Annotated in this window: 24 protein-coding genes; all 24 read left to right on the top strand. The window is 30.0% G+C overall.

Features of this window, described 5'->3' with window-relative positions:
* On the top strand, positions 1-450 hold a 450-nt coding region (locus Q3V94_RS00990), incomplete at its 5' end, for an RNA-guided endonuclease TnpB family protein (RefSeq protein WP_303524655.1).
* A gap of 125 nt (positions 451-575) precedes the next feature.
* Positions 576-836 carry an ABC transporter ATP-binding protein gene (locus Q3V94_RS00985; RefSeq protein ID WP_008909186.1) on the top strand — a complete coding sequence of 87 codons (261 nt, stop codon included), beginning with the start codon at positions 576-578 and terminating at the stop codon, positions 834-836.
* A gap of 4 nt (positions 837-840) precedes the next feature.
* The gene (locus tag Q3V94_RS00980) at positions 841-1,584 is read left to right on the top strand and encodes an AIR synthase related protein (RefSeq protein ID WP_008909187.1); all 744 of its coding nucleotides are present in this window, start codon (positions 841-843) and stop codon (positions 1,582-1,584) included.
* 4 nt (positions 1,585-1,588) lie between these two features.
* Positions 1,589-3,037, top strand: a complete 1,449-nt coding sequence (locus Q3V94_RS00975) for a cobyric acid synthase (RefSeq protein ID WP_303524651.1) — start codon at positions 1,589-1,591, stop codon at positions 3,035-3,037.
* 1 nt (position 3,038) lies between these two features.
* The gene (gene cbiB, locus Q3V94_RS00970) at positions 3,039-3,965 is read left to right on the top strand and encodes an adenosylcobinamide-phosphate synthase CbiB (protein ID WP_008909189.1); all 927 of its coding nucleotides are present in this window, start codon (positions 3,039-3,041) and stop codon (positions 3,963-3,965) included.
* Positions 3,966-3,974: 9 nt separating this feature from the next.
* Complete coding sequence (locus tag Q3V94_RS00965; protein ID WP_008909190.1) at positions 3,975-5,012, top strand: histidinol-phosphate transaminase; 1,038 nt, start codon at positions 3,975-3,977, stop codon at positions 5,010-5,012.
* Positions 5,002-5,793, top strand: a complete 792-nt coding sequence (locus Q3V94_RS00960) for a Threonine kinase in B12 biosynthesis (RefSeq protein ID WP_008909191.1) — start codon at positions 5,002-5,004, stop codon at positions 5,791-5,793. The genes Q3V94_RS00965 and Q3V94_RS00960 overlap by 11 nt, the downstream gene beginning before the upstream one ends.
* A 10-nt stretch (positions 5,794-5,803) precedes the next feature.
* Positions 5,804-7,099 (top strand): cobyrinate a,c-diamide synthase, encoded by a 1,296-nt coding sequence (locus Q3V94_RS00955; RefSeq protein WP_303524647.1) that lies wholly within the window; start codon positions 5,804-5,806, stop codon positions 7,097-7,099.
* Between the two features lie 2 nt (positions 7,100-7,101).
* Positions 7,102-7,470, top strand: a complete 369-nt coding sequence (locus tag Q3V94_RS00950) for a sirohydrochlorin chelatase (RefSeq protein ID WP_008909193.1) — start codon at positions 7,102-7,104, stop codon at positions 7,468-7,470.
* Positions 7,467-8,087 (top strand): precorrin-8X methylmutase, encoded by a 621-nt coding sequence (locus tag Q3V94_RS00945; protein WP_303524646.1) that lies wholly within the window; start codon positions 7,467-7,469, stop codon positions 8,085-8,087. The genes Q3V94_RS00950 and Q3V94_RS00945 overlap by 4 nt, the downstream gene beginning before the upstream one ends.
* Entirely contained in the window at positions 8,084-9,145 is a 1,062-nt protein-coding gene (gene cbiD / locus Q3V94_RS00940; RefSeq protein ID WP_303524645.1) for a cobalt-precorrin-5B (C(1))-methyltransferase CbiD, read from the top strand. The genes Q3V94_RS00945 and cbiD overlap by 4 nt, the downstream gene beginning before the upstream one ends.
* Positions 9,142-9,720 (top strand): precorrin-6y C5,15-methyltransferase (decarboxylating) subunit CbiE, encoded by a 579-nt coding sequence (gene cbiE / locus Q3V94_RS00935; protein ID WP_008909196.1) that lies wholly within the window; start codon positions 9,142-9,144, stop codon positions 9,718-9,720. The genes cbiD and cbiE overlap by 4 nt, the downstream gene beginning before the upstream one ends.
* A complete protein-coding gene (gene cbiT, locus Q3V94_RS00930) occupies positions 9,711-10,250 on the top strand; it encodes a precorrin-6Y C5,15-methyltransferase (decarboxylating) subunit CbiT (protein ID WP_008909197.1) in 540 nt (179 codons plus the stop codon). Before cbiE ends, cbiT begins: the two co-directional genes overlap by 10 nt.
* A 4-nt stretch (positions 10,251-10,254) precedes the next feature.
* Positions 10,255-10,908: a precorrin-2 C(20)-methyltransferase gene (cobI, locus tag Q3V94_RS00925; RefSeq protein ID WP_008909198.1), complete on the top strand. Its 654-nt coding sequence runs from the start codon at positions 10,255-10,257 to the stop codon at positions 10,906-10,908.
* A gap of 4 nt (positions 10,909-10,912) precedes the next feature.
* Entirely contained in the window at positions 10,913-11,665 is a 753-nt protein-coding gene (gene cobM, locus Q3V94_RS00920; protein ID WP_008909199.1) for a precorrin-4 C(11)-methyltransferase, read from the top strand.
* Entirely contained in the window at positions 11,662-12,612 is a 951-nt protein-coding gene (cbiG, locus tag Q3V94_RS00915) for a cobalt-precorrin 5A hydrolase (RefSeq protein ID WP_008909200.1), read from the top strand. The genes cobM and cbiG overlap by 4 nt, the downstream gene beginning before the upstream one ends.
* Positions 12,613-12,614: 2 nt before the next feature.
* A complete protein-coding gene (cobJ, locus tag Q3V94_RS00910) occupies positions 12,615-13,334 on the top strand; it encodes a precorrin-3B C(17)-methyltransferase (protein WP_008909201.1) in 720 nt (239 codons plus the stop codon).
* Entirely contained in the window at positions 13,331-14,056 is a 726-nt protein-coding gene (gene cobK, locus Q3V94_RS00905) for a precorrin-6A reductase (protein ID WP_008909202.1), read from the top strand. The genes cobJ and cobK overlap by 4 nt, the downstream gene beginning before the upstream one ends.
* Before the next feature lie 5 nt (positions 14,057-14,061).
* Positions 14,062-15,240, top strand: a complete 1,179-nt coding sequence (gene hemA / locus Q3V94_RS00900; protein ID WP_040306445.1) for a glutamyl-tRNA reductase — start codon at positions 14,062-14,064, stop codon at positions 15,238-15,240.
* Positions 15,204-15,842 carry an NAD(P)-dependent oxidoreductase gene (locus Q3V94_RS00895; RefSeq protein WP_008909204.1) on the top strand — a complete coding sequence of 213 codons (639 nt, stop codon included), beginning with the start codon at positions 15,204-15,206 and terminating at the stop codon, positions 15,840-15,842. The genes hemA and Q3V94_RS00895 overlap by 37 nt, the downstream gene beginning before the upstream one ends.
* Positions 15,832-16,698, top strand: a complete 867-nt coding sequence (gene hemC, locus Q3V94_RS00890) for a hydroxymethylbilane synthase (RefSeq protein WP_040306410.1) — start codon at positions 15,832-15,834, stop codon at positions 16,696-16,698. The genes Q3V94_RS00895 and hemC overlap by 11 nt, the downstream gene beginning before the upstream one ends.
* Before the next feature lie 11 nt (positions 16,699-16,709).
* Positions 16,710-18,176, top strand: coding sequence for a uroporphyrinogen-III C-methyltransferase (gene cobA / locus Q3V94_RS00885; protein ID WP_303524641.1), 1,467 nt, complete (start codon positions 16,710-16,712; stop codon positions 18,174-18,176).
* Positions 18,169-19,137 carry a porphobilinogen synthase gene (hemB, locus tag Q3V94_RS00880; protein WP_008909207.1) on the top strand — a complete coding sequence of 323 codons (969 nt, stop codon included), beginning with the start codon at positions 18,169-18,171 and terminating at the stop codon, positions 19,135-19,137. The genes cobA and hemB overlap by 8 nt, the downstream gene beginning before the upstream one ends.
* Positions 19,134-20,408: a glutamate-1-semialdehyde 2,1-aminomutase gene (gene hemL, locus Q3V94_RS00875; RefSeq protein WP_008909208.1), complete on the top strand. Its 1,275-nt coding sequence runs from the start codon at positions 19,134-19,136 to the stop codon at positions 20,406-20,408. Before hemB ends, hemL begins: the two co-directional genes overlap by 4 nt.
* Positions 20,409-20,536: the final 128 nt, after the last annotated feature.

The following is a 20,536-nucleotide window of genomic DNA, read 5'->3' as shown; positions in this document are numbered from 1 at the left end:
AAAAAACAATTAGYTATTAKTAACTTTAAGAAACAAGCTAAGAAAGTAGCCAAAATACATGAGAAGATAAGAAACCAAAGGGAAGATTTTTTGCAAAAGCTGTCCTCTAAAATTATAAACGAAAACCAAGTTATAATTTTGGAGGACTTAAAGGTTAAGAATATGTTAAGAAATAACAAACTATCAAAGTCCATATCAGATGTAGCATGGTCAAAATTTGCAAATATGCTTGAATATAAAGCATTATGGTATGGAAGAACAATAGTAAAAATAGATATGTTTTATCCATCAAGTCAAATATGTAATATATGTGGTTATAAAAATGAAGAAGTAAAAGACTTAAACATAAGGGAGTGGGAATGTCCAATATGTAGGACAGTCCACGATAGAGATGTAAATGCAATTAAAAATATATTAAAAGAGGGAAAGAGGATATTAGGTATAGCATAAGTAAAAACAGTAGGGTAGGGACTACTCGAATTAACGCCTGTGGAGATAGTAGGTAAAAGGTCAATGAAGCAGGAATCCCGCGACTTTAGTCGTGGGAGTTTCAAATAAATTATCAGGTAGAAATTTTGGATTTGCTTTTAAAATTAAAGGAAGAACTAAATATTACAATTTTTTGTGTATTACATGATTTGAATATGGCTTCACAATATAGTGATTTTTTAATAGCAATGAAGGATGGACGAATAATTAAAGTTGGAACACCTAAAGAGGTTATAAATAAAAATGTTATTAAAATGCTTTTTAATTTAGAAGTTTCTGTTTTTACAAATCCTATTAATAACAGGCCATTTATAGTTCCTTTGTCTAAATTGACGCAAATAAGGTGATAATATGAGGATTGAAAGATACAGGGATTTAACAATAATTGATTTAGACGATGAAAAATATCTTGTTGTTGCTTGTGATTCTTGTGGAGGGGTTGGAAAAAAAGAATTTGACGTTGTCAGAGCCGAGCCTGAAATAGTAGGTTATTATACCGCTTATGTTCCATTGGCTGAGGTTATATCTATAAAGGCACAGCCAATTACGATAATAGATACTCTTTCGGTTGAAATGGATAATTATGGAATAAAGATCATTGAAGGTATTAAAAAATTATCCAGGGAAGCTGGTTTGGTTGATTGTATTTTAAACGGTAGCACGGAAGAAAATTTTAAAACTGTGCAAACAGGTGTTGGAATTACTGTTATAGGATATCTTTTAAAAAAGAATTTTCCAATAACAACCCATGAAGGTGATATAGCGTTGATAGTAGGAATACCAAAGGTTGGAGAAGAAGTATTAGAAGATAAAGGAGAAATCTTGACGATAAAAAAACTTATTGAAATTAGGTCTATAAGCTATGTTAAAGAAATTCTTCCTGTAGGCTCAAAGGGGATTTATGTTGAGTTAAAGGAGATTGAAAGGGCTAATAATTTAAAACTGGTTTATAGAAATCAAATTGATATAGATTTAAAAAAGTCTGGAGGACCATCAACCTGTGCAATTGTTACATTAGAAGAAAAATATTTGGAAGATTTTAAATCGAAAATTGATATCCCTATACACATATTAGGAAGATTTTATAAGGAGTGATTAAATGAGAATAATGGTTCAAGGAACATCATCCTCCTGTGGTAAAAGTATAACTGTTGCAGCTCTTTGTAGGATATTTTATCAAGATGGTTACAGGGTATGTCCATTCAAATCCCAAAATATGTCATTAAATTCTTATGTGGATGATGAAGGATTAGAGATGGGAAGAGCTCAAGTTCTTCAAGCTCAAGCTGCAGGTATACAGCCAAGAGCTTTTATGAATCCAATTTTGTTAAAACCTACCACAGATAAAAAAAGTCAGGTTATTATAATGGGGCGTCCATACAAAAATATGGATGCAGTTGAGTATTTTGAATATAAAGCTAACCTTAAGGATAAAATTAAAGAAATATACAAAATGATAGAGAAAAATTTTGACATAGTCGTTATAGAAGGAGCTGGAAGTCCTGCAGAAATAAACTTGAAAGAAAATGATATTGTGAATATGGGTATGGCAGATATTGCAAATTCAAAAGTCATTTTAGTGGCAGATATTGATAAAGGTGGAGTATTTGCTTCAATTTATGGAACATACATGTTGCTTGAAGATGAAGAAAGAAAAAGAATAAAAGGAATAATTATAAATAAATTTAGAGGGGATAAATTACTTCTAAAAAGCGGAATCGAAAAAATTGAATCATTAATAAATGTTCCGGTTATAGGTATAGTGCCCTATTTTAATTTAAAACTTGAAGACGAGGATGCTGCAGGATACAGAAAGGAAAAGGCCAATGGCAAAATTAATATTAGGGTTATAAATCTACCTAGGATTTCAAATTTTACAGATTTTGATGCTTTTATGTTTGACGAGGATGCAACTATCAAGTTTATTGATAGACCTATTGAGCTTGAAGGTGCAGATATGGTAATAATACCTGGAAGTAAAAATACTTTAGAGGATTTAAGATGGTTAAAAGTCAGCGGATTTTATGATGAACTTTTAAAATTTGATGGTATAGTGTTTGGTATATGTGGCGGATATCAAATGATGGGGAATAAAGTAATAGATGTAGAAGGTTGGGAAACACAAAAGGGAGATTTTGAGGAGGGACTTAAGTTTTTTGATACAACAACTTTTTTGCTTGGAGATAAAAAGACAAGAAATATTTCAGGACAAGCTTTTGGTAAAAGAATAAAAGGATATGAAATACATATGGGAAAAACCATAAATAATAAAAATCCTTTTGTTGAAATAAATTTTGAAAAAGAAAATTATCTTGATGGAGATTATAAGGATAATAAGTATTTTGGAACATATGTTCATGGAATTTTTGATTCAGGAGAGTTTAGGAGTTTTATTTTAAATTTAATTAGGGATAAAAAGGGGATAAGAATAAAAAAGTCCGTTGATTTGGATGAAAAAAGGGAGGAGGAGCTTAATAAACTTGCGGACATTTTTAGACAAAATGTGGATATAGATTTCATATATAAGCTCATGAAAGAGGAAGAGTGATATGATTGATATTTTGTTAGGATGTATTTTAGATTTGATATTTGGTGATCCTTATTGGTTTCCACATCCTGTAAAATTTATGGGAAAACTTATTGCATTTGAGGAAAAGATTTCAAGAAGATTGTTTAGAGGTAATGGTTTATATTTTGCAGGATTTTTAATTGTTTTAATTAATATATCTTTAGCATATTTTATTCCATTTTATATTTTGAAAGCTTTAAGGTTTAATAAGTATATATATCATGCTGTAAATATATTTTTTATATATACTTTGGTGGCTGCAAGAAGTTTAAGGGATGAGGCTTTCAAGGTTTTTAAAGCATTAAATATTTCTTTAGATGAAGCAAGATATAGACTTTCTTTCATAGTAGGACGTGATACTAAAAATTTAGAAGAAAAGGAAATTATAAGGGCAACAGTAGAAACAGTTGCTGAAAATACTTCTGATGGAGTAATTGCTCCTATTTTTTTCCTGATCTTTGGAACTCCTTTAGGATTTGTTTATAAAATGGTAAATACAATGGATTCAATGCTTGGATATATGAAGGAAGAATATAGGTATATTGGTTTTTTTCCTGCTAAGACAGATGATATTTTCAATTTTATTCCTGCACGTATTACAGGATTTCTAATGATATTGTCAGGGATATTCAATTATGATATAAAGTATGCTTTAAAAATAATGATAAGAGATCGAAAAAATCATAAAAGTCCAAATTGTGCTTATCCTGAGGGTGCAGCAGCTGGACTTTTAAAGGTAAGGCTCGGTGGAGATAATTATTACTTTGGTGAACTTGTTAAAAAACCTACGATTGGTGATGCGGTTAGAGAGTTAGAAAAGGAAGATATATTAAAAACTATAAAAATAATGTTTAGAACAGAATTTTTGTTTTTAATAATTTCATTAATATTAAGTTTTTGGATTTAAGGAGGATGTATGATACACGGAGGAGATATATATTCCATACAAAAAACTGTATTAGATTTTTCAAGCAATATAAATCCTCTTGGAATTGTTGAGGGGTTGAAGGAACATTTATTTCAAAATTTTAATAGGGTTGAGGTTTATCCAGATATTAAATATAGAAATTTAAAAAAAAGGATTGCTGACTATTTAGGAGTAAATGTTGAAGAAGTAATAGTTGGAAATGGTGCTGTGGATATATTAAACAATATAGTTTTGATGTTTGAAAGGATAGTTGTTTTTGTTCCATGTTTTATTGAATATATATTAAGACCTAAGTTGTATAAAAAGGAAGTGTTAATGTTATATCTTAAAGATGATTTTAGTTTAGATTTAGATTTACTTCACAAACATTTAAAATCGTCGGATCTTTTGATTTTAGGTAATCCTAATAATCCAACTGGTCTTAGAATAGATAAAGATAAATTGATCGAGATAGCTAGTTTAACGGAAAAAAGAGGTGCTTTTTTGCTGCTTGATGAGGCTTTTTTTGAGTTTTGTGAAGGATACGATAGTATAAAGGAACTTAGAGCTTTTAAAAACGTATGTATTATAAGAGCTGCTACTAAGTTTTTTGCATTACCTGGAATAAGGCTTGGATATGCTTATGCTGATAAAAATTTTGTTGATAAGTATTCAAATTATGAATTACCTTGGACAGTAAATATATTTGCAGAACTTGCTGCTGATATTATTTTTAATGAAGATTATATAAAAAAGACTAAAGAATATATAAAGATTCAAAAGGATTATATGTTTAAACGACTTAGTGAAATTAAAAATGTTAAACCCTTTAACACAGATTGCAATTTTATGCTTATTAAATTATTAAAATATGATGAAGAATATATATTTGAAAGATTGTTGCAAAAAAATATATTAATACGGAAATGCTCAAATTTTTATGGATTAGATAATACATTTATTAGAATAGCAATAAAAAGAAAAGAAGATAATGAAGTTTTATTAAGAGAAATTAATAATATTTTAGGTGATGAAGATGAAATTTAAATACCCAGGAAGCATTGGAGAGATTCTTCAGGGAAGAGTAAAGGATAAAGATATTTTAGTTTCCTTTCCGGTTAATCTTTTTACTTATGTGGAATTAATTGATGATCTTTTCGATGATGGTAATTACAAGGCAAAAAATTTTTCTAAGAATCTCTTGATTTCTTGGGATATAGAAGAGGAAGTGTATTTTAAAATAAATTCAACTATTCCAAAAGGGAAAGGCTTTGCCAGCAGCACGGCAGACCTATGTGCTCTTTATCATTGCTTATTAAAGAAGTTTAACAAAGAATACAATCAAGAGGAACTTATTAGAGAAACAATAAAAATTGAACCCACAGATAGTATTATTTTTAATAAAGCATGTGCCTTTGATTATAAAAATGGAGAATATTATGAAGAACTTGGAGAATATTTTGAATTTTATGTTTGGGCTTTTGAAGGAGAAAAGGAAATAGATACGGTTGAGTTTAATAAAAATGTAAAAATAAGTTTAGCGAATGTTTCTGATTTATTCGACGAATTAAAAGTTGCAATTAAAAATAAAGATATAAGGACATTAGCACAGATTTCAACTGAGAGTATAATAAGAAATCAGCAAAGATTGCCTTATCAAATTCTCGATGATTGTTTATGGTTATCAAGAAAAAAAGGAGCATTAGGTTTAATTGGTGCACATAGTGGAAATATGTTAGGTATAGTGTTTGAAAAACCTGTATATTTGGATGTAAACTTTAAAGGATATAAGTCTTACTTATTAAAAACATTAAAAAAAGCTTTTTGAGGGGGATAAAATGAAGGGAATAGTGATTGCAGCACCAAATAGTGGCAGTGGAAAAACAATATTAACTTTGGGAATTATAAAAACTCTTAAAGATTTAAAATATACGGTTTTTCCATGCAAAGTTGGACCTGACTATATCGACACGGCTTTTTTAAGAAGAATTTCAGGTCAAGAAGCTCAAAATTTGGATTCTTTTCTTCAAGGAAAGGAATATAAAATTTTAATAAATAAGGATTTAGACCTTTGTATCATTGAAGGTGTTATGGGATATTTTGATGGGATATATAATACCTTTGAAAATTCGACATACAGCATAGCAAAAGATTTAAATTTAAATGCTATTCTGGTTTATGCTCCAAAGGGTGAGATGTTTAGTGTAGTTCCCAAAATTCAGGGTATGGTAAATTTTGCTCCTAATATAAAAGGAATTATTTTTAACAGAGTTTCTAAAAACTATTTTAAATTATTAAAGGAAATAGTTGAAAAATATGTTGGAATAAAAGTTTTAGGTTTTATAGAAGAAAGTAAATATTTGGAAATAAATTCAAGACATTTGGGATTAATTCAAAGTGTAGAGGTAGAAGATTTGGAGGAAAAGATAGAGAAGGTTTCACACGAAATAAAAAAAAATGTAGATTTAGATGAATTTTTGAAATTAACAAAAGAAATTAATGTATTTAGTCCGATGACATTCACTAAAACAAATTTTAAAGCTGCAATTGCATTAGATAGAGCCTTTTCGTTTTATTATAGGGAAAATATAGATATTTTAAATTCACTGTTTGAAGTTGAATTTTTTTCGCCGATTAAAGATAAGGTTTTACCAGATGCTGATTTTGTTTATATTGGGGGAGGGTATCCAGAGATTTTTAAAGAGGAGCTTTCGGCAAACAAAAAAATGTTAATGTCAATTAGAGATTTTGTTGAAGGCGGTGGTTTTTTGTTTGCTGAATGCGGTGGACTTATGTATTTAACAGAAAAGATAGATGATAGATATATGGTTGGTATTTTTAAAGGCGAAACATATATGACGGACAAGTTACAAAATTTTGGATATGTAGAAGTTGAAATTGAAAGAGATTGTGTTATTGGTTATAAGGGAGATAAATTTACAGGACATGAGTTCCATAAGTCAGTTGTAAATTTAAAGCATGAAAAAATTTTAAGGGTTAAGAAGGCAATGGGAAATAGAATTACTGATTGTGGATATCAATATAAAAATGCCTTTGCAATGTATCCTCATGTAAGCTTCTTTGGCAGTTTTAATATAGTTAAAAATATTTTACGAAGAATGAAAGGAGAATAAAAATGGAAGCTATTCTTTTAATAAGTCATGGAAGTAGGAGTCAAGATGCTTATAAAACCTTTTTAAAAGTTTCGGATGAGTTCCAGAATTTTATGAATATAAAGGTTTTTCCAGCATTTATGGAGTTTAATGAACCTAATATAAAAAAAGCGATTGATGAAATTTACAAACAAGGAATAAAACGAATAATTGCTATACCTTATTTTCTGTATACAGGAATTCATATAAAAGAGGATATTCCAAATCTATTAAAAGAAGTTGCAAACAAATATAAAGATTTAACAATAGAATTTACAAGTCCAATTGAATATCATCCATTTATTTTAGAAATTCTAAAGGAACGATTTAATGGGGAAAGGAAGATTATATGAAATACATTAAGGACCCTTTAAAAATAGAGGAAAAAAGCTTTGAAATTATAAAATCAAATATTAAAAGGAAATTTACTTTAGATGAAATACCTGTTGTTTTAAGAGCGATTCATTCTACAGGGGATTATGATTATGAAAATATAATTAGGTTTAAAAATAAACCTGTTAATGTAGGGATAGAAACAATTAGAGGTGGGACAAAAGTTTTTACAGATACGAAAATGGCTTTGTCAGGAATAAATAAAAAATCCCTTTTAATAACGGAGTCATCAATTCATTGTTATATTGATGAAGAGGAAATTTATGAAATTTCAAGGCTAAAAAAAATAACACGTTCTATGGCAGCTATAGATAAAGCAGTTGAGGACGGGACAGAGGTATTTGTAATAGGAAATGCTCCAACGGCTCTTTTTAGACTTTGTGAGTATATTGAAAAAGGAATAATTTTGCCTAAATTAATTATAGGCGTTCCTGTTGGTTTTGTTGGAGCAGAAGAGTCGAAGGAGATTTTATATAAACTGGATGTCCCTTCTATTACGACAAAAGGAACAAAGGGAGGAAGCAATGTGGCTGCTGCCATATTTAATGCAATACTATATATGGCGGTGGGAAGATGATGGAATATGTAATCCATGAAGGGAAAAAGTTAAGACTAGGTTATACTACTGGAAGTTGTGCAGCAGCTGCAACGAAGGCTGCGTTATTAAAACTATTGGGGGTTGAAACGAAATTTGTTGAAATAAAAACTCCTGAAGGGATAACACTAAAAATTAAAGTTATTGAATGCTTTAAAGAGGGAGAATTTGCAGTAGCTTCTGTAAAAAAAGATGCTGGAGATGATGTGGATGTTACTGATAAGATAAAGATTTATTCTAAAGTTAAGTTAAGGCAAGATGGAAAAGTAAATATAGATGGTGGAATAGGAATAGGAAGATTTATAGAAGATTCGCCTTTTGGTAAGAAGGGTGAGGTTGCAATAAATAAAGTCCCAAGGGAAATGATTAAAGAAGCTGTTATGGAGGTGTATCCAAAAGGAGCAGATGTTTTGATTTTTGCACCTGATGGGATTGAAATTGCTAAAAAAACATATAATCCAAAGATTGGTATAGTGGGAGGCATTTCAATAATAGGGACTAAAGGGATAGTTTATCCTATGTCTGATGATGCGATGAAAAAGACAATTTATATGCAGCTTGATATACTTATCAGAAAAAGTAATCAAGTAATATTTACTTTTGGAAATCATGGAGAAGAATTTGTTAAAAAAAATGGTATAAAGGGAGATATTATAAAGACATCAAATTATATTGGCGATGCTCTTTTATATGCTAAGGAAGTTGGTTTTAAAAAAATTACGATAGTTGGCCATATAGGAAAAATGTGCAAGTTGTCAATAGGAGCCTTTAATACACATAGTAAAGTAGTGGATTCAAGAATGGAAGCCTTTGTGTATTATCTTGCAAAAAAAAGATGTCCCTATGAAATAATTCAAAGGGTTGAGAAGTTTAAAACAGCGGAGGAGGTGGCAGCTTTTATAAAAGAAAGAGGATATGATGTCATATTTAATGATATGAAACAAGGAATAATAGACAGAATAAGAAACTATATAAGCGATTATGATATCGAATTAGATGTTATAATTTATACCTTTAAGGATGGTAGGGTGGTGCAATGATTCTTGTAGGTATTGGACCTGGAAATATTAAATATGCAAGTCTTGAGGCTATAGAAGTTATTAAAAATTCAAGACAAGTTTTAGCTTTTTCAAGATTAGGGAAAGAATTAGAAGATATGGTATCTGTAAAATATATACGAACCTTGGAAGATATATTAGATTACGACGGAAATGTTACATTAGTTGTTTCTGGTGATCCGCTTTTATATAGTGCCTTTGATTTTTTACAAAGAAAAGGGATAAAAATTGAAAAGGTAATTCCCTCCATATCGTCCTTTCAATATATGATGTGTAAATTAAAAAAGAGTTGGAACGATGCTTTGATTTTAAGTTTTCATGGAAGAGAGGCTGATTTAGATAAGGTAAAAAGGAATGGAATAACTATTATATTTACAGATTCAAAATATAATCCGTCTTTCTTTTCAGAGCATTTGTTTTGGAAAGGTTATAAAGGGAAAATTTATGTAGGATTCAATTTGTCATATGAGGATGAAGTGATTGTTGAAGGAAACATAGGTGATACTTTTGAAGAGATGTCTAATTTGAGTATTTTGGTGGTGGAAGCATGTGGATAAAGGATGAATATTTTGTAAGGGGAGATGTCCCTATGACAAAATTTGAGGCAAGGGTTATTAGTTTAGCATATCTTGATATATGCAATAAAGATGTTTTACTTGACATAGGGGCAGGAACGGGTAGTATTTCAATTCAAGCTGCAATTTTGGGTGCAAGTGTTTTCGCTATTGATAGGGATGATGAGGCTGTTAAGCTTCTAAAAAAGAATAAAGAAAAATTTAACGTAGATATAGAAATTATAAAGGGAAATGCAGAGGATTATATAGAAAGTTTGAATTTTACTAAATGTTTTATTGGAGGTAGTGGTGGTAACCTTTTAAAAATTATAAATTTAATTGATAAAAATCCAAATAATAAAATTGTTGTTGCGAATTTTATTAAGGTGGAAAATTTAAGTTTATTTATTAAAACTTTTAGAGAATTAAAATATGATCTTGAGGTTAGGATGCTATCGATTTCAAAAATAGAAAACGATCTTTTAAAGGCCAACAATCCTATTTTTATAGCGAGGGCTACAAGAGGTAGGTGATATTTTGAAAACATTTTATGGAATAGGAATAGGACCAGGAGATCCAGAACTTTTAACATTAAAAGCTTTAAGGGTTATAAACGAAAGTAGTATCATATTTGTTCCAGCTAGCAAAGGAAAAAGCTTAGCAAAGGAGATAGTTAAAGGATATTTAATGGGTAAAAAAATAATTGAACTTAATTTCCCTATGGGAGAAGAAAATAAGTTTAACTACAAAGAAGCAGCAAAAATTATAAATGAAGTTTTTAGAGATATTGATGTTGCTTGTTTTTTAACGTTAGGAGATCCTTTAACTTATAGCACATTTATATATTTATACAGAGAAATAAATAAATTCGGTATTAAAGTAGAAATAATTCCAGGAGTTACATCATATAATGCAGCCTTTTCAAAAATCAAATTACCCTTTGCAGTTAAAAATGAATCTGTTTTAATTACAGATAAAAATATTGAATTAGATAAAGTTAATGATATAGACAAAATAATTTTCCTTAAAGCTAACAACAAAAAGGAGATAATAAAGAAGTTAAAAGAAAAAGGCTTTAAAAACTACTATATTAAAAGGTGCACTTTGGATGGTGAAAAAATTTTAATGGATGAGGAAGATATAGAAAAAGATGAGGATTATCTTGCTTTGATAATATCCTTTAGGGAGTGAGTATATGGTTTATTTTGTTGGTGCAGGTCCAGGAGATGTAGATTTAATTACGGTAAAGGGGAGAAAATTGCTTGAAAAAGCAGATGTTATAATTTATGCAGGCTCTTTAGTTTCAAGTGAACACTTAAAATTTTGTCGAGAAGATGCAATTATTATTGATAGTTCCAGATTAACTTTAGAGGAGATTATAGAATATATAAGAAAATACGATGGAGAAGATAAGGTTATTGTGAGACTTCATACTGGTGATCCAACTATTTATGGGGCAATAGGTGAACAGATGGATCAGATGGATAAATTAGGCATTAAATACGAAATTATTCCAGGAGTGAGTAGCTTTACAGCAAGTTGTTCGGTATTGAAAAAGGAATTTACAGTTCCTAAAATTTCACAAAGCATAATTATAACAAGGTTATCCGGAAGGACTAGTGTTCCTGAAAGCGAAGATTTAGAACTTTTAGCAAAGCACAAAGCCTCTATGGCAATATTTTTGTCGGTTCAAGATATAGATAAAGTTGTGGAAAAACTTATAAAAGGATATGAAGATGAAAATGTTCCAGTTGCGGTTGTTTATAAAGCTACTTGGAAAGATGAAAAAATTATATTAGGAACGCTTAAGGATATTGCAGAAAAGGTTAAAAGTGTTGGAATAAACAAAACTGCTCAAATACTCGTTGGTGAATTTTTGAAAAAATCCTCAAGAAGCCTTTTGTATTCTAAAAATTTTAGCCATGGCTTTAGGGAGGCAAAGGAATGATAGCTTGTATTTATTTTACTAAGGAAGGAGAAAAAGTTGTAAAAAAGATAAAAGATGTCTATGAAAAGGTAGATGTTTTTTCTAAAGAGAATTTTAAAGAAAACATTGAGAAGATAGTAAAGTATGAAAGGATTATTTTTATTTCTGCTGTAGGTATAGCAGTTAGGATTTTAGCTCCTTATATAAGAAGTAAATGGCAAGATCCAGCGGTATTAGTGATAGATGATATGGGTAGATATGTGATTAGTTTACTATCAGGACATTTTGGAGGAGCGAATGAATTTTGTATTGAAGTAGCCGAGAAAATAGGTGCTATGCCAATTGTTACAACTGCATCAGATGGAAGGGGATTCAAATCCCTTGACCTTATAGCAAAGGATAATGATTTTTATATAGAAGATAAGGAAAGATTGAAAAGAATTACATCCCTAATGATTGAGGGGAGAACAATTTCTATATGTTCTTCTATAAATATTAAAATTGATTATCCAAATATAACCGATGAAGGCGAGGCATTTATTTATATTACTTATAAGGATGAATTTCCTAGAAAAGAACCTTATTGTATATTAAGACCAAAGGTTTTACATGTTGGAATAGGATGTAAAAGGGGGACAAGTTTTGAGAAAATTGATTCAGCAATTCAAAGAGTTTTTAAAGAAAATAATTTAAGTATGTTTAGTATAAAGTCTATTGGGACTTTAGATATAAAAAAGGATGAAGAAGGGCTTTTAAGATTTGCAAAAGAAAAAAAACTTCCGGTTATCTTTTTTTCAAGAGAGGAAATCAAAAAGGTTGAGGAAAACTTCCCCAAAAGTCCATGGGTTTATAGGAACTTTGGAATATATTCTGTTGCCGAGCCCTGTGCATATCTTTTATCACCAAATATTATAGTTAATAGGAAAATCATAGATGGGGTAACAGTTGCTGTTTCAAAGGAGGATTGAATATGGCAAAATTATATGTTATAGGTATAGGTTCGGGTCAGAGGGAGGATATGACCTTAAGGGCTGTAGAATGTATTAAAAAATGTCAGGTAATCGTTGGTTACGATTTTTATATAGAATTAATTAAAGATTTTATTAAAGATAAAGTAATAATAAAAACTTCAATGAAGAGTGAGGTTGAAAGATGCAGACTAGCTATTAGCAAGGTAAAGGAAGGATATGATACCGGTGTTATATCATCTGGGGATTCAGGACTTTACGGTATGGCAGGACTTCTTTTAGAACTCAACACAGATATAGAATATGAAATCATTCCCGGAGTTACTTCTGCTTTTTTAGCAGCAGCTAGCTTAGGTGCACCTATTATGCATGATTTTTGCTCTATTAGTCTTAGTGATCTTTTAACTCCCTGGCAGATTATTGAAAAAAGGATTAAAGCTGCTGCTGAAGGAGACTTTGTTATAGCATTATATAATCCTAAGAGTTCGGCAAGAGTTTATAACCTTAATAGAGCATTGGAGATTATTTTAAGATATAGAAATCCAAAAACTTTTGTAGGTATTGTAAAAAACGCAAGAAGATATAATGAAGAAAAGATTATAACTACTCTTGATAGTATTAATCTTGAGAATATTGATATGAGAACTATTTTAATAATAGGCAATAGTATGACCTATGTTAAAGATGGATATATGATAACTCCAAGGGGGTATATTATTTGATTTGGATTATCTCTGGGACTTATGAGGCTAAAAAGCTTTTGGAAAATGTCCATGGTAAGGTAAATTATATAGCAACTGTTGCTACTGATGAAGGTGAAAGGGAATTCTTTAAATATAATATTGTTAAGGTAAGGTTAAACTATGAAGATATGAAAAAATTTGTATTTAAAAATAATATAGATCTTATAGTTGATATGTCACATCCATTTGCAAAGGAAGTTTCATTGAATTCTAAAAAAGTGGCAGAGGAGTTTAAAATTGAATATATAAGGTATTTAAGGAATGAAACAGAACTTGATGGTTGTGTTGTTTTTAAAGATTTTAATGAATGTGCTGATTACTTAAAAGACAAAGAAGGGAATGTTGTTTTTACTATAGGTTCAAATAATATAGAAGTATTTGAAAGAGTAAAAAATGGTAGAAGATTTATCTATAGAATTTTACCATCAGAGGACAGTATTAAAAAGTGTATATCTTTAGGAATACCAATAAGTGACCTAGTAGCAATTAAAGGAGTATTTTCTGAAGATTTTAACGAAGCTTTTTTTAAAGAATTTGATGCTAAGTATGTAGTTATGAAGGATAGTGGTAACGAAGGTGGAACATTGCAAAAAATAAGAGCGTGTAAAAAAATAGGTATAGTTCCATTGGTTATTTTAAGACCTAAAGAAGATGGAATATATAGTATAGATGAAATACTTCAATATGTTTTAAAGTGGTGATGGAATTGGTTGGAGTAATAGGAATAAGTCCAAAGACAGACATAAGAATAAGAGAAAAATTGTCAATAATTGAGAAAAGAATTCCTCAAAAATTAGAAAAATTAAAGGAAATTTGTGAGGAAGTTATTATTCTTAGCACTTGTAATAGAACAGAGATATATTATTATAATGAGCAATATAATCTAGATAAAATGTTAAAAAGTTTAGAGTGGGATGATAATAAAGATAATTTGTTTTATTTAACGGATTTTGACGCTGTTAAACATATTTTTGAAGTTGCATGTGGGTTTGATTCTTTGATAGTTGGAGAAGAACAAATTTTAGGACAAATTAAAAGAGCCTATGAAATAGCAAGGGAAAACAAATCATGCATGAGAATTTTATCAAGACTTTTTCAAAGAGCTGTTGCATGTGGTAAGGAGTTTAGAAGAAAGGCTAAATTATATATGTATCCTGTATCATCGGCATCTATTATAGCTAATGAAGTTAAAAAAAGAAGTATTAAAAAGGTTTTAATACTTGGATTTGGTGAGATTGGGGAGTTAACATGTAAATATTTATTAACAAAAAGTGTTGAGAAAATTTTTATAGCGGTTAGAGATAAAAATAAAGTTAAAAATATGGATGATAGATTAGAATTTATAGAATTTAAAAATTGGAAAAACTATATTGAAGCTGTTGAATGTATAATTTCTGCTACCTCTGCTCCACATACTATTATAAAAAAAGGGGATATCAAGAAAAAAATGCTTATCTTTGATCTTGCGATGCCAAGGGATGTGGAGGAGGATGTGAAGTTAATAGATGGTATTGAGCTTTATGATATTGATGCTATATCAAAAATGAATGAAAATAATATCAATTTAAGATATAAGATTATGCAAGAATATAGATTTATTATTGATGATTATGTAAGTGAATTTATGAAATGGGAAAAAATATCAGAAATAATTCCTTTGATAAAAAATATTCAAGATGTTAGTAACAAAAATTATAAAGTAAGGTTGGATAAATTTATTAAAAAATATAAAAATAATAGTTTAGATTTTGAGATGGCTGAATTTTACTTTAAAAGTGTTTCAGACTATTTTGCCCATAGGATTATAAAGGTATTAAAGGAGGAATATTTAGAGGGTAGGGGAGATGAATGTATAAGAATAATAGAAAAAATAATAAAGAATTAGAGTATTTAGGAGTTAGTTTAATTTCCCCAAAAATACGAATAGGTATTATCGGAGGAGGAAGGGCAAGTCTTATAAAGACTAAATCCTTTTTAAAAAGTGGAGCTAAAGTTTATGTATTATCTAAGGATTTTTTAGATGAATTTTATAGATTAAAATATGATAATTTATACTTATTTAATGGAGAATATAGATCAGATTTTATTTTAGACAAACATATTATGGTAATAGCTTTGGATGGAGCAATTAAGGAGGAAATCATTAAAGATTGTAAACAATATAGCAAATTATATATTGATTGTAGTAATTTTTTAAATGGTAATATGGTCTCATCGATGAATGTAAGGACTAAAAATGTAACTTTAAGTTTAAATACGAATTTTGGCAATCCTAAGGCAGCAGTATTTTTATCTACAAAAATTAAAAGACTTTTAGAAAAATATGATGATTTTATTGGATATACAAGTAAATTAAGAGCTCAATTTAAAGGGAACAAAAAGACAGATTTAATGGCTTTTATCAATAGTGATGATTTTTATTACTTTTACAAAAAAGGGTATTCAGATCTTATTTTAAAAATGTTTTTGGAGGGTAATTATGATTAAGGTTGCAACTAGGAAAAGTTCCCTTGCAGAAAAACAGGCAGACATAATAATAGAGATGATAAGTGATAAATTAAATTTAGAATGTGAAAAAAGACTTTATACAACAAAAGGAGACAGAATTTTAGATGTTTCACTAGATAAAATAGGAGGAAAAGGCCTTTTTATTAAGGAAATTGAAATTGCTTTGTTAAAAAAGGAGGCCGATATAGCTGTTCATAGTTTAAAGGATGTTCCAACAGAACTTGATGATAATTTTGAGATAGCAGCAGTTCCAATAAGAGATGATGCGAGGGATGCTTTTGTTTCCATGAATGGTTTGACTTTTTTTGAGCAAAGAAGGGGCGCAAGAATTGGGACAAGCAGCATTAGAAGGGCAAAGCAGCTTTTAGCATTAAGGGGTGATATAGAGATAGTTCCTATAAGGGGAAATGTTAATACAAGAATAGAAAAAATTGAAAGAGAGAATTTAGATGGAGTTGTGCTTGCAGCTGCAGGACTAAAAAGGTTAGGAATAGATGCTATTGTAACAGAATATTTTGATATAGAAAAAATAATCCCTGCTTGTGGTCAAGGAGCTCTTTGTATTGAAACATTAAAGAATAATGAATTTTATGATATGATGAAGGTTTTAAATAAAGAAGATATAAGAATGTGTGTTGAGGCGGAAAGAAATATTATGAAATTATTAAATGGAGGATGTCATAGCTTAGTAGCTGCATATGCAAAAATTGAAGGTGATTATATTTATATTATTGGCGTAAATGAAAAAGGTGGAAAAATAATAAAGAAGGATATTGAGGGGAAAAAAGAAAATTTTTTAGAACTTTCAAGGCAGCTTGCTAAAAAACTTTGTTGATGGAGGATAATATGGGAAAAGTATATTTGATAGGTGTTGGACCTTATGATGAAGAGTTAATAACTCTCAAGGCTTTAAAAGCTTTAGAAAAATGCAATGTTGTTTTATATGATAGGCTTGTAAATAAAGATATTTTAAATTTTTTAAAAGATGATTGTAAGATTTTTTTTTGCGGCAAAGAGAGTGGCTGCCATTATAAGACCCAAGATGAAATAAACGATATGCTTGTGAAATTTGCTAAAAAGGGGGATATAGTTGGAAGAATCAAAGGAGGGGACCCTTATGTGTTTGGTAGAGGCGGTGAAGAAGCATTAAGGCTTAAGGAAGAAAATATTGAATTTGAAGTTATTCCAGGAATATCATCAGCGATAGCTGCTTTAAACTATGCAGGAGTCCCAATAACTCATAGGGGCATATCACAAAGTTTTCATGTTTTTACTGGTCATTCTGCAAATGCATTATCATATGATTGGAAGGTTATATCAAAACTTAATGGAACACTTGTTTTTTTGATGGGACTTGAAAATATAGAATATATTATAAAAAATCTTTTAAAACATGGAATAAATCCCTTAACTTTATGTGCAGTGATTTCTAAAGGAACATCTGCAAGACAAAAAGTGGTAGTATCGGAGGTTGCTAATATTATTGATAAGCTTAAAGAGGAAAAATTATCTTCGCCTGCTTTAATTGTTATTGGTGAAGTGGTTAATTTAAGAGAAAAGCTGAATTGGTTTGAAAAGAAACCCTTATTTGGTAAAAAAATTTGTATAACAAGACCAAAAGGACAAAATGAAGAATTAAAGCAAAAGTTTTTAGAGCTTGGAGCTGAGGTTGTGGAAACGCATGTTTTAAAAATAAAATCTCTTGAAGAAAACTTAAAAAATTATATTGAGGATTTAAAGAAAGCAGATTATGTTTTGTTTACTAGTGTAAATGCAGTCAATATATTCTTTAATTATTTGGTTAAACTAAGATTTGACATTAGAAATATTAAAGCCATTTTTGCTTGTATAGGAGAAAAAACGGAGAAGGAACTTATTAAAAGGGGAATTGTCCCTGAAATTGTTCCTGAACAATTTATAGCTGAAGATTTATATGAAAAATTAAGCCATAGGATTAAAGAAAAAGATTTAGTAATAATTCCGCGCTCATTAAATGCACGACCTTTTCTAAAGGAAGCATTAGAAGGAAAATGTAAAGTCATTGAGATACCTATATATAAAGTTGAAGAAATTTATTCTCATAATATACCGTTAGATGATATCGATTATTTTACATTTACAAGCCCATCTATTGTTAGGACTTTTATAAAAAATTATGGAAAAGATTATTTAATGGGTAAAAAGGTGGTTGCTATAGGACCAATTACTTCAAATGAACTTTTAAATAATGGTATTCCAAATTATGTAGCAGAAAAATATACTATCCAGGGGATAGTAGAAAAGATACTTAAGTTGGAGGGATATGATGTTTAAAAGAACGAGAAGATTGAGAAGGAATGAAAATATAAGATCACTTGTAAGGGAAACAAAGCTTTCTAAGGAGGATTTTATATATCCTATTTTTATAAAGGATGGTGAAAATATAAAAGAAGAAGTCCAATCATTACCTGGGATTTATAGATATTCTATAGATAGACTTGAAGAAATTTTAGAAGAAGTTGAAAGAGCTGGTATTAAAGGTGTTTTGCTTTTTGGAATTCCAAAAGAAAAGGATAATTGTGGGAAAGATGCATACTATGACGATGGAGTTGTTCAAAGGGCGGTTAGAAAAATAAAGGAAGTTTCAAAACTTTATGTTATAACTGATATATGCATGTGTGAATATACAGACCATGGACATTGTGGGATTATTGTTGATGGGGAGGTTGATAACGACAAAACTTTAGAATATCTTGAAAAAATAGCTCTTTCTCACGTAAAGTCAGGTGCAGATATGGTGGCACCATCAGACATGATGGATGGCAGAGTAAAAAGAATAAGAGAAGCTTTAGATAGAGAAGGATATATGAATATTCCTATAATGGCTTATTCTGCTAAATATGCTTCTGCCTTTTATGGTCCTTTTAGACAAGCAGCTGATTCTGCTCCAAAATTCGGAGATAGAAAGTCTTACCAGATGGATCCTGCTAATATAAGGGAAGCCATGATAGAGATAGCGGCGGATATAGAAGAAGGTGCAGATATAGTTATGGTAAAACCTGCCTTATCTTATCTTGATGTTATTAGATGGACAAGGGATAGGTTTGATGTTCCTATTGCAGCATATAACGTAAGCGGTGAATATGCTATGGTAAAGGCGGCTGCAAAGCTTGGATATATAGATGAAATGAAAATTGTTATGGAGATACTGACTTCTATAAAAAGGGCTGGGGCAGATATTATAATCACATATCATGCCATTGAAGCTGCAAAGTATATAGGAGGGAGACAATGAGAAATGAAATGATTTTTAATGAATCTTTAAAATATATGCCAGGCGGAGTAAATAGTCCAGTTAGAGCTTTTAAAGGACTTAATATCAATCCTCCAGTTCTAAAAAAGGGAAAAGGGCAATTTGTTTATGATGAGGATGGCAAAAAGTATGTGGATTATGTAGGAGCTTGGGGTCCAATGATACTTGGACATTGTGATGAAGAAGTATTAGAATTTGTTAAACAAACATTAGAAAATTCTATAGCCTTTGGTGCTCCTACAGAATTAGAATTAAAACTTGCCAGTTTGGTTTGTGAAACGATTGGTGTCGATATGATTAGGTTTGTTAATTCAGGAACAGAAGCTACAATGAGTGCAGTTAGGCTAGCAAGAGGATATACAAACAGAAGTTTAATTGTTAAATTTATGGGGTGCTACCATGGGCATTATGATGGATTCCTTGTTTCTGCGGGTTCAGGAGTTTTAACTCAAGGTATACCAGGAAGCTCCGGAGTTCCTCTTGATAGCATAAAAAATACTATTATAGCGGAATATAATGATATAGAAGGTATTAAGAAAATATTTGAGTCTTATGGAGATGATATTGCTTGTGTTTTAGTTGAACCTATTGCTGGAAACATGGGGGTTGTTCCGTCTAAACGAGAATTTTTAATGGAGTTAAGAAGGCTTTGCACTAATTATGGGGCTATTTTAATTTTTGATGAAGTTATGACAGGTTTTAGAGTGGCTTATAAAGGAGCAAGAGAAATTTATGGCGTAGAGGCTGATATTGTTACCTTAGGAAAGATAATAGGAGGAGGGCTTCCCTGTGGGGCTTATGCAGGGAGAAGGGAAATCATGGAGAATTTATCCCCTATAGGACCTGTTTATCAGGCGGGGACTATGTCTGGAAATCCTGTTGTGATGGCAGCAGGCTATGCAACGTTAAAAAAAATTTATGATAGTAAAAAAAGTTTTTATGATAGATTAGAGAAGACGGGATTGTTATTGGAGGAGAGTCTAAGAAAAGTTTTGAATAAAAAAGGTTTGCCTCATGTTATAAATAGGGCTGGATCTATGCTTACAGTATTTTTTACAACTCAAGATAGAGTAGAAAATTATTCCCATGCTAAAAAATGTAATATAAATATTTATAATAAATTCGCAGAGGAAATGATAAAAATGGGTAATTATGTTTCGCCATCTCAATTTGAAGCTTTGTTTATATCTATAAAACATACAGAGGAAGATATAGAAAAGTTTGTTGAAGATTTAGATAAGATAAACTTTTAAGCCCCTAAAATGGGGCACTTTATTTATGTCGAAATCTATTAATATTTAAAGAAATACTTAATAAAACGTTATTTTTTCAGAATAATAAGAATATAAGAAATTTTATAAATAAAAATTGCTTTTGTATA

This window comes from Caloramator sp. CAR-1, assembly GCF_030546345.1.
GTDB lineage: Bacteria > Bacillota > Clostridia > Clostridiales > Caloramatoraceae > Caloramator > Caloramator australicus.
Note: the sequence above shows the minus strand (reverse complement) of the source record. Positions and strands in the feature narration are given on the sequence as shown.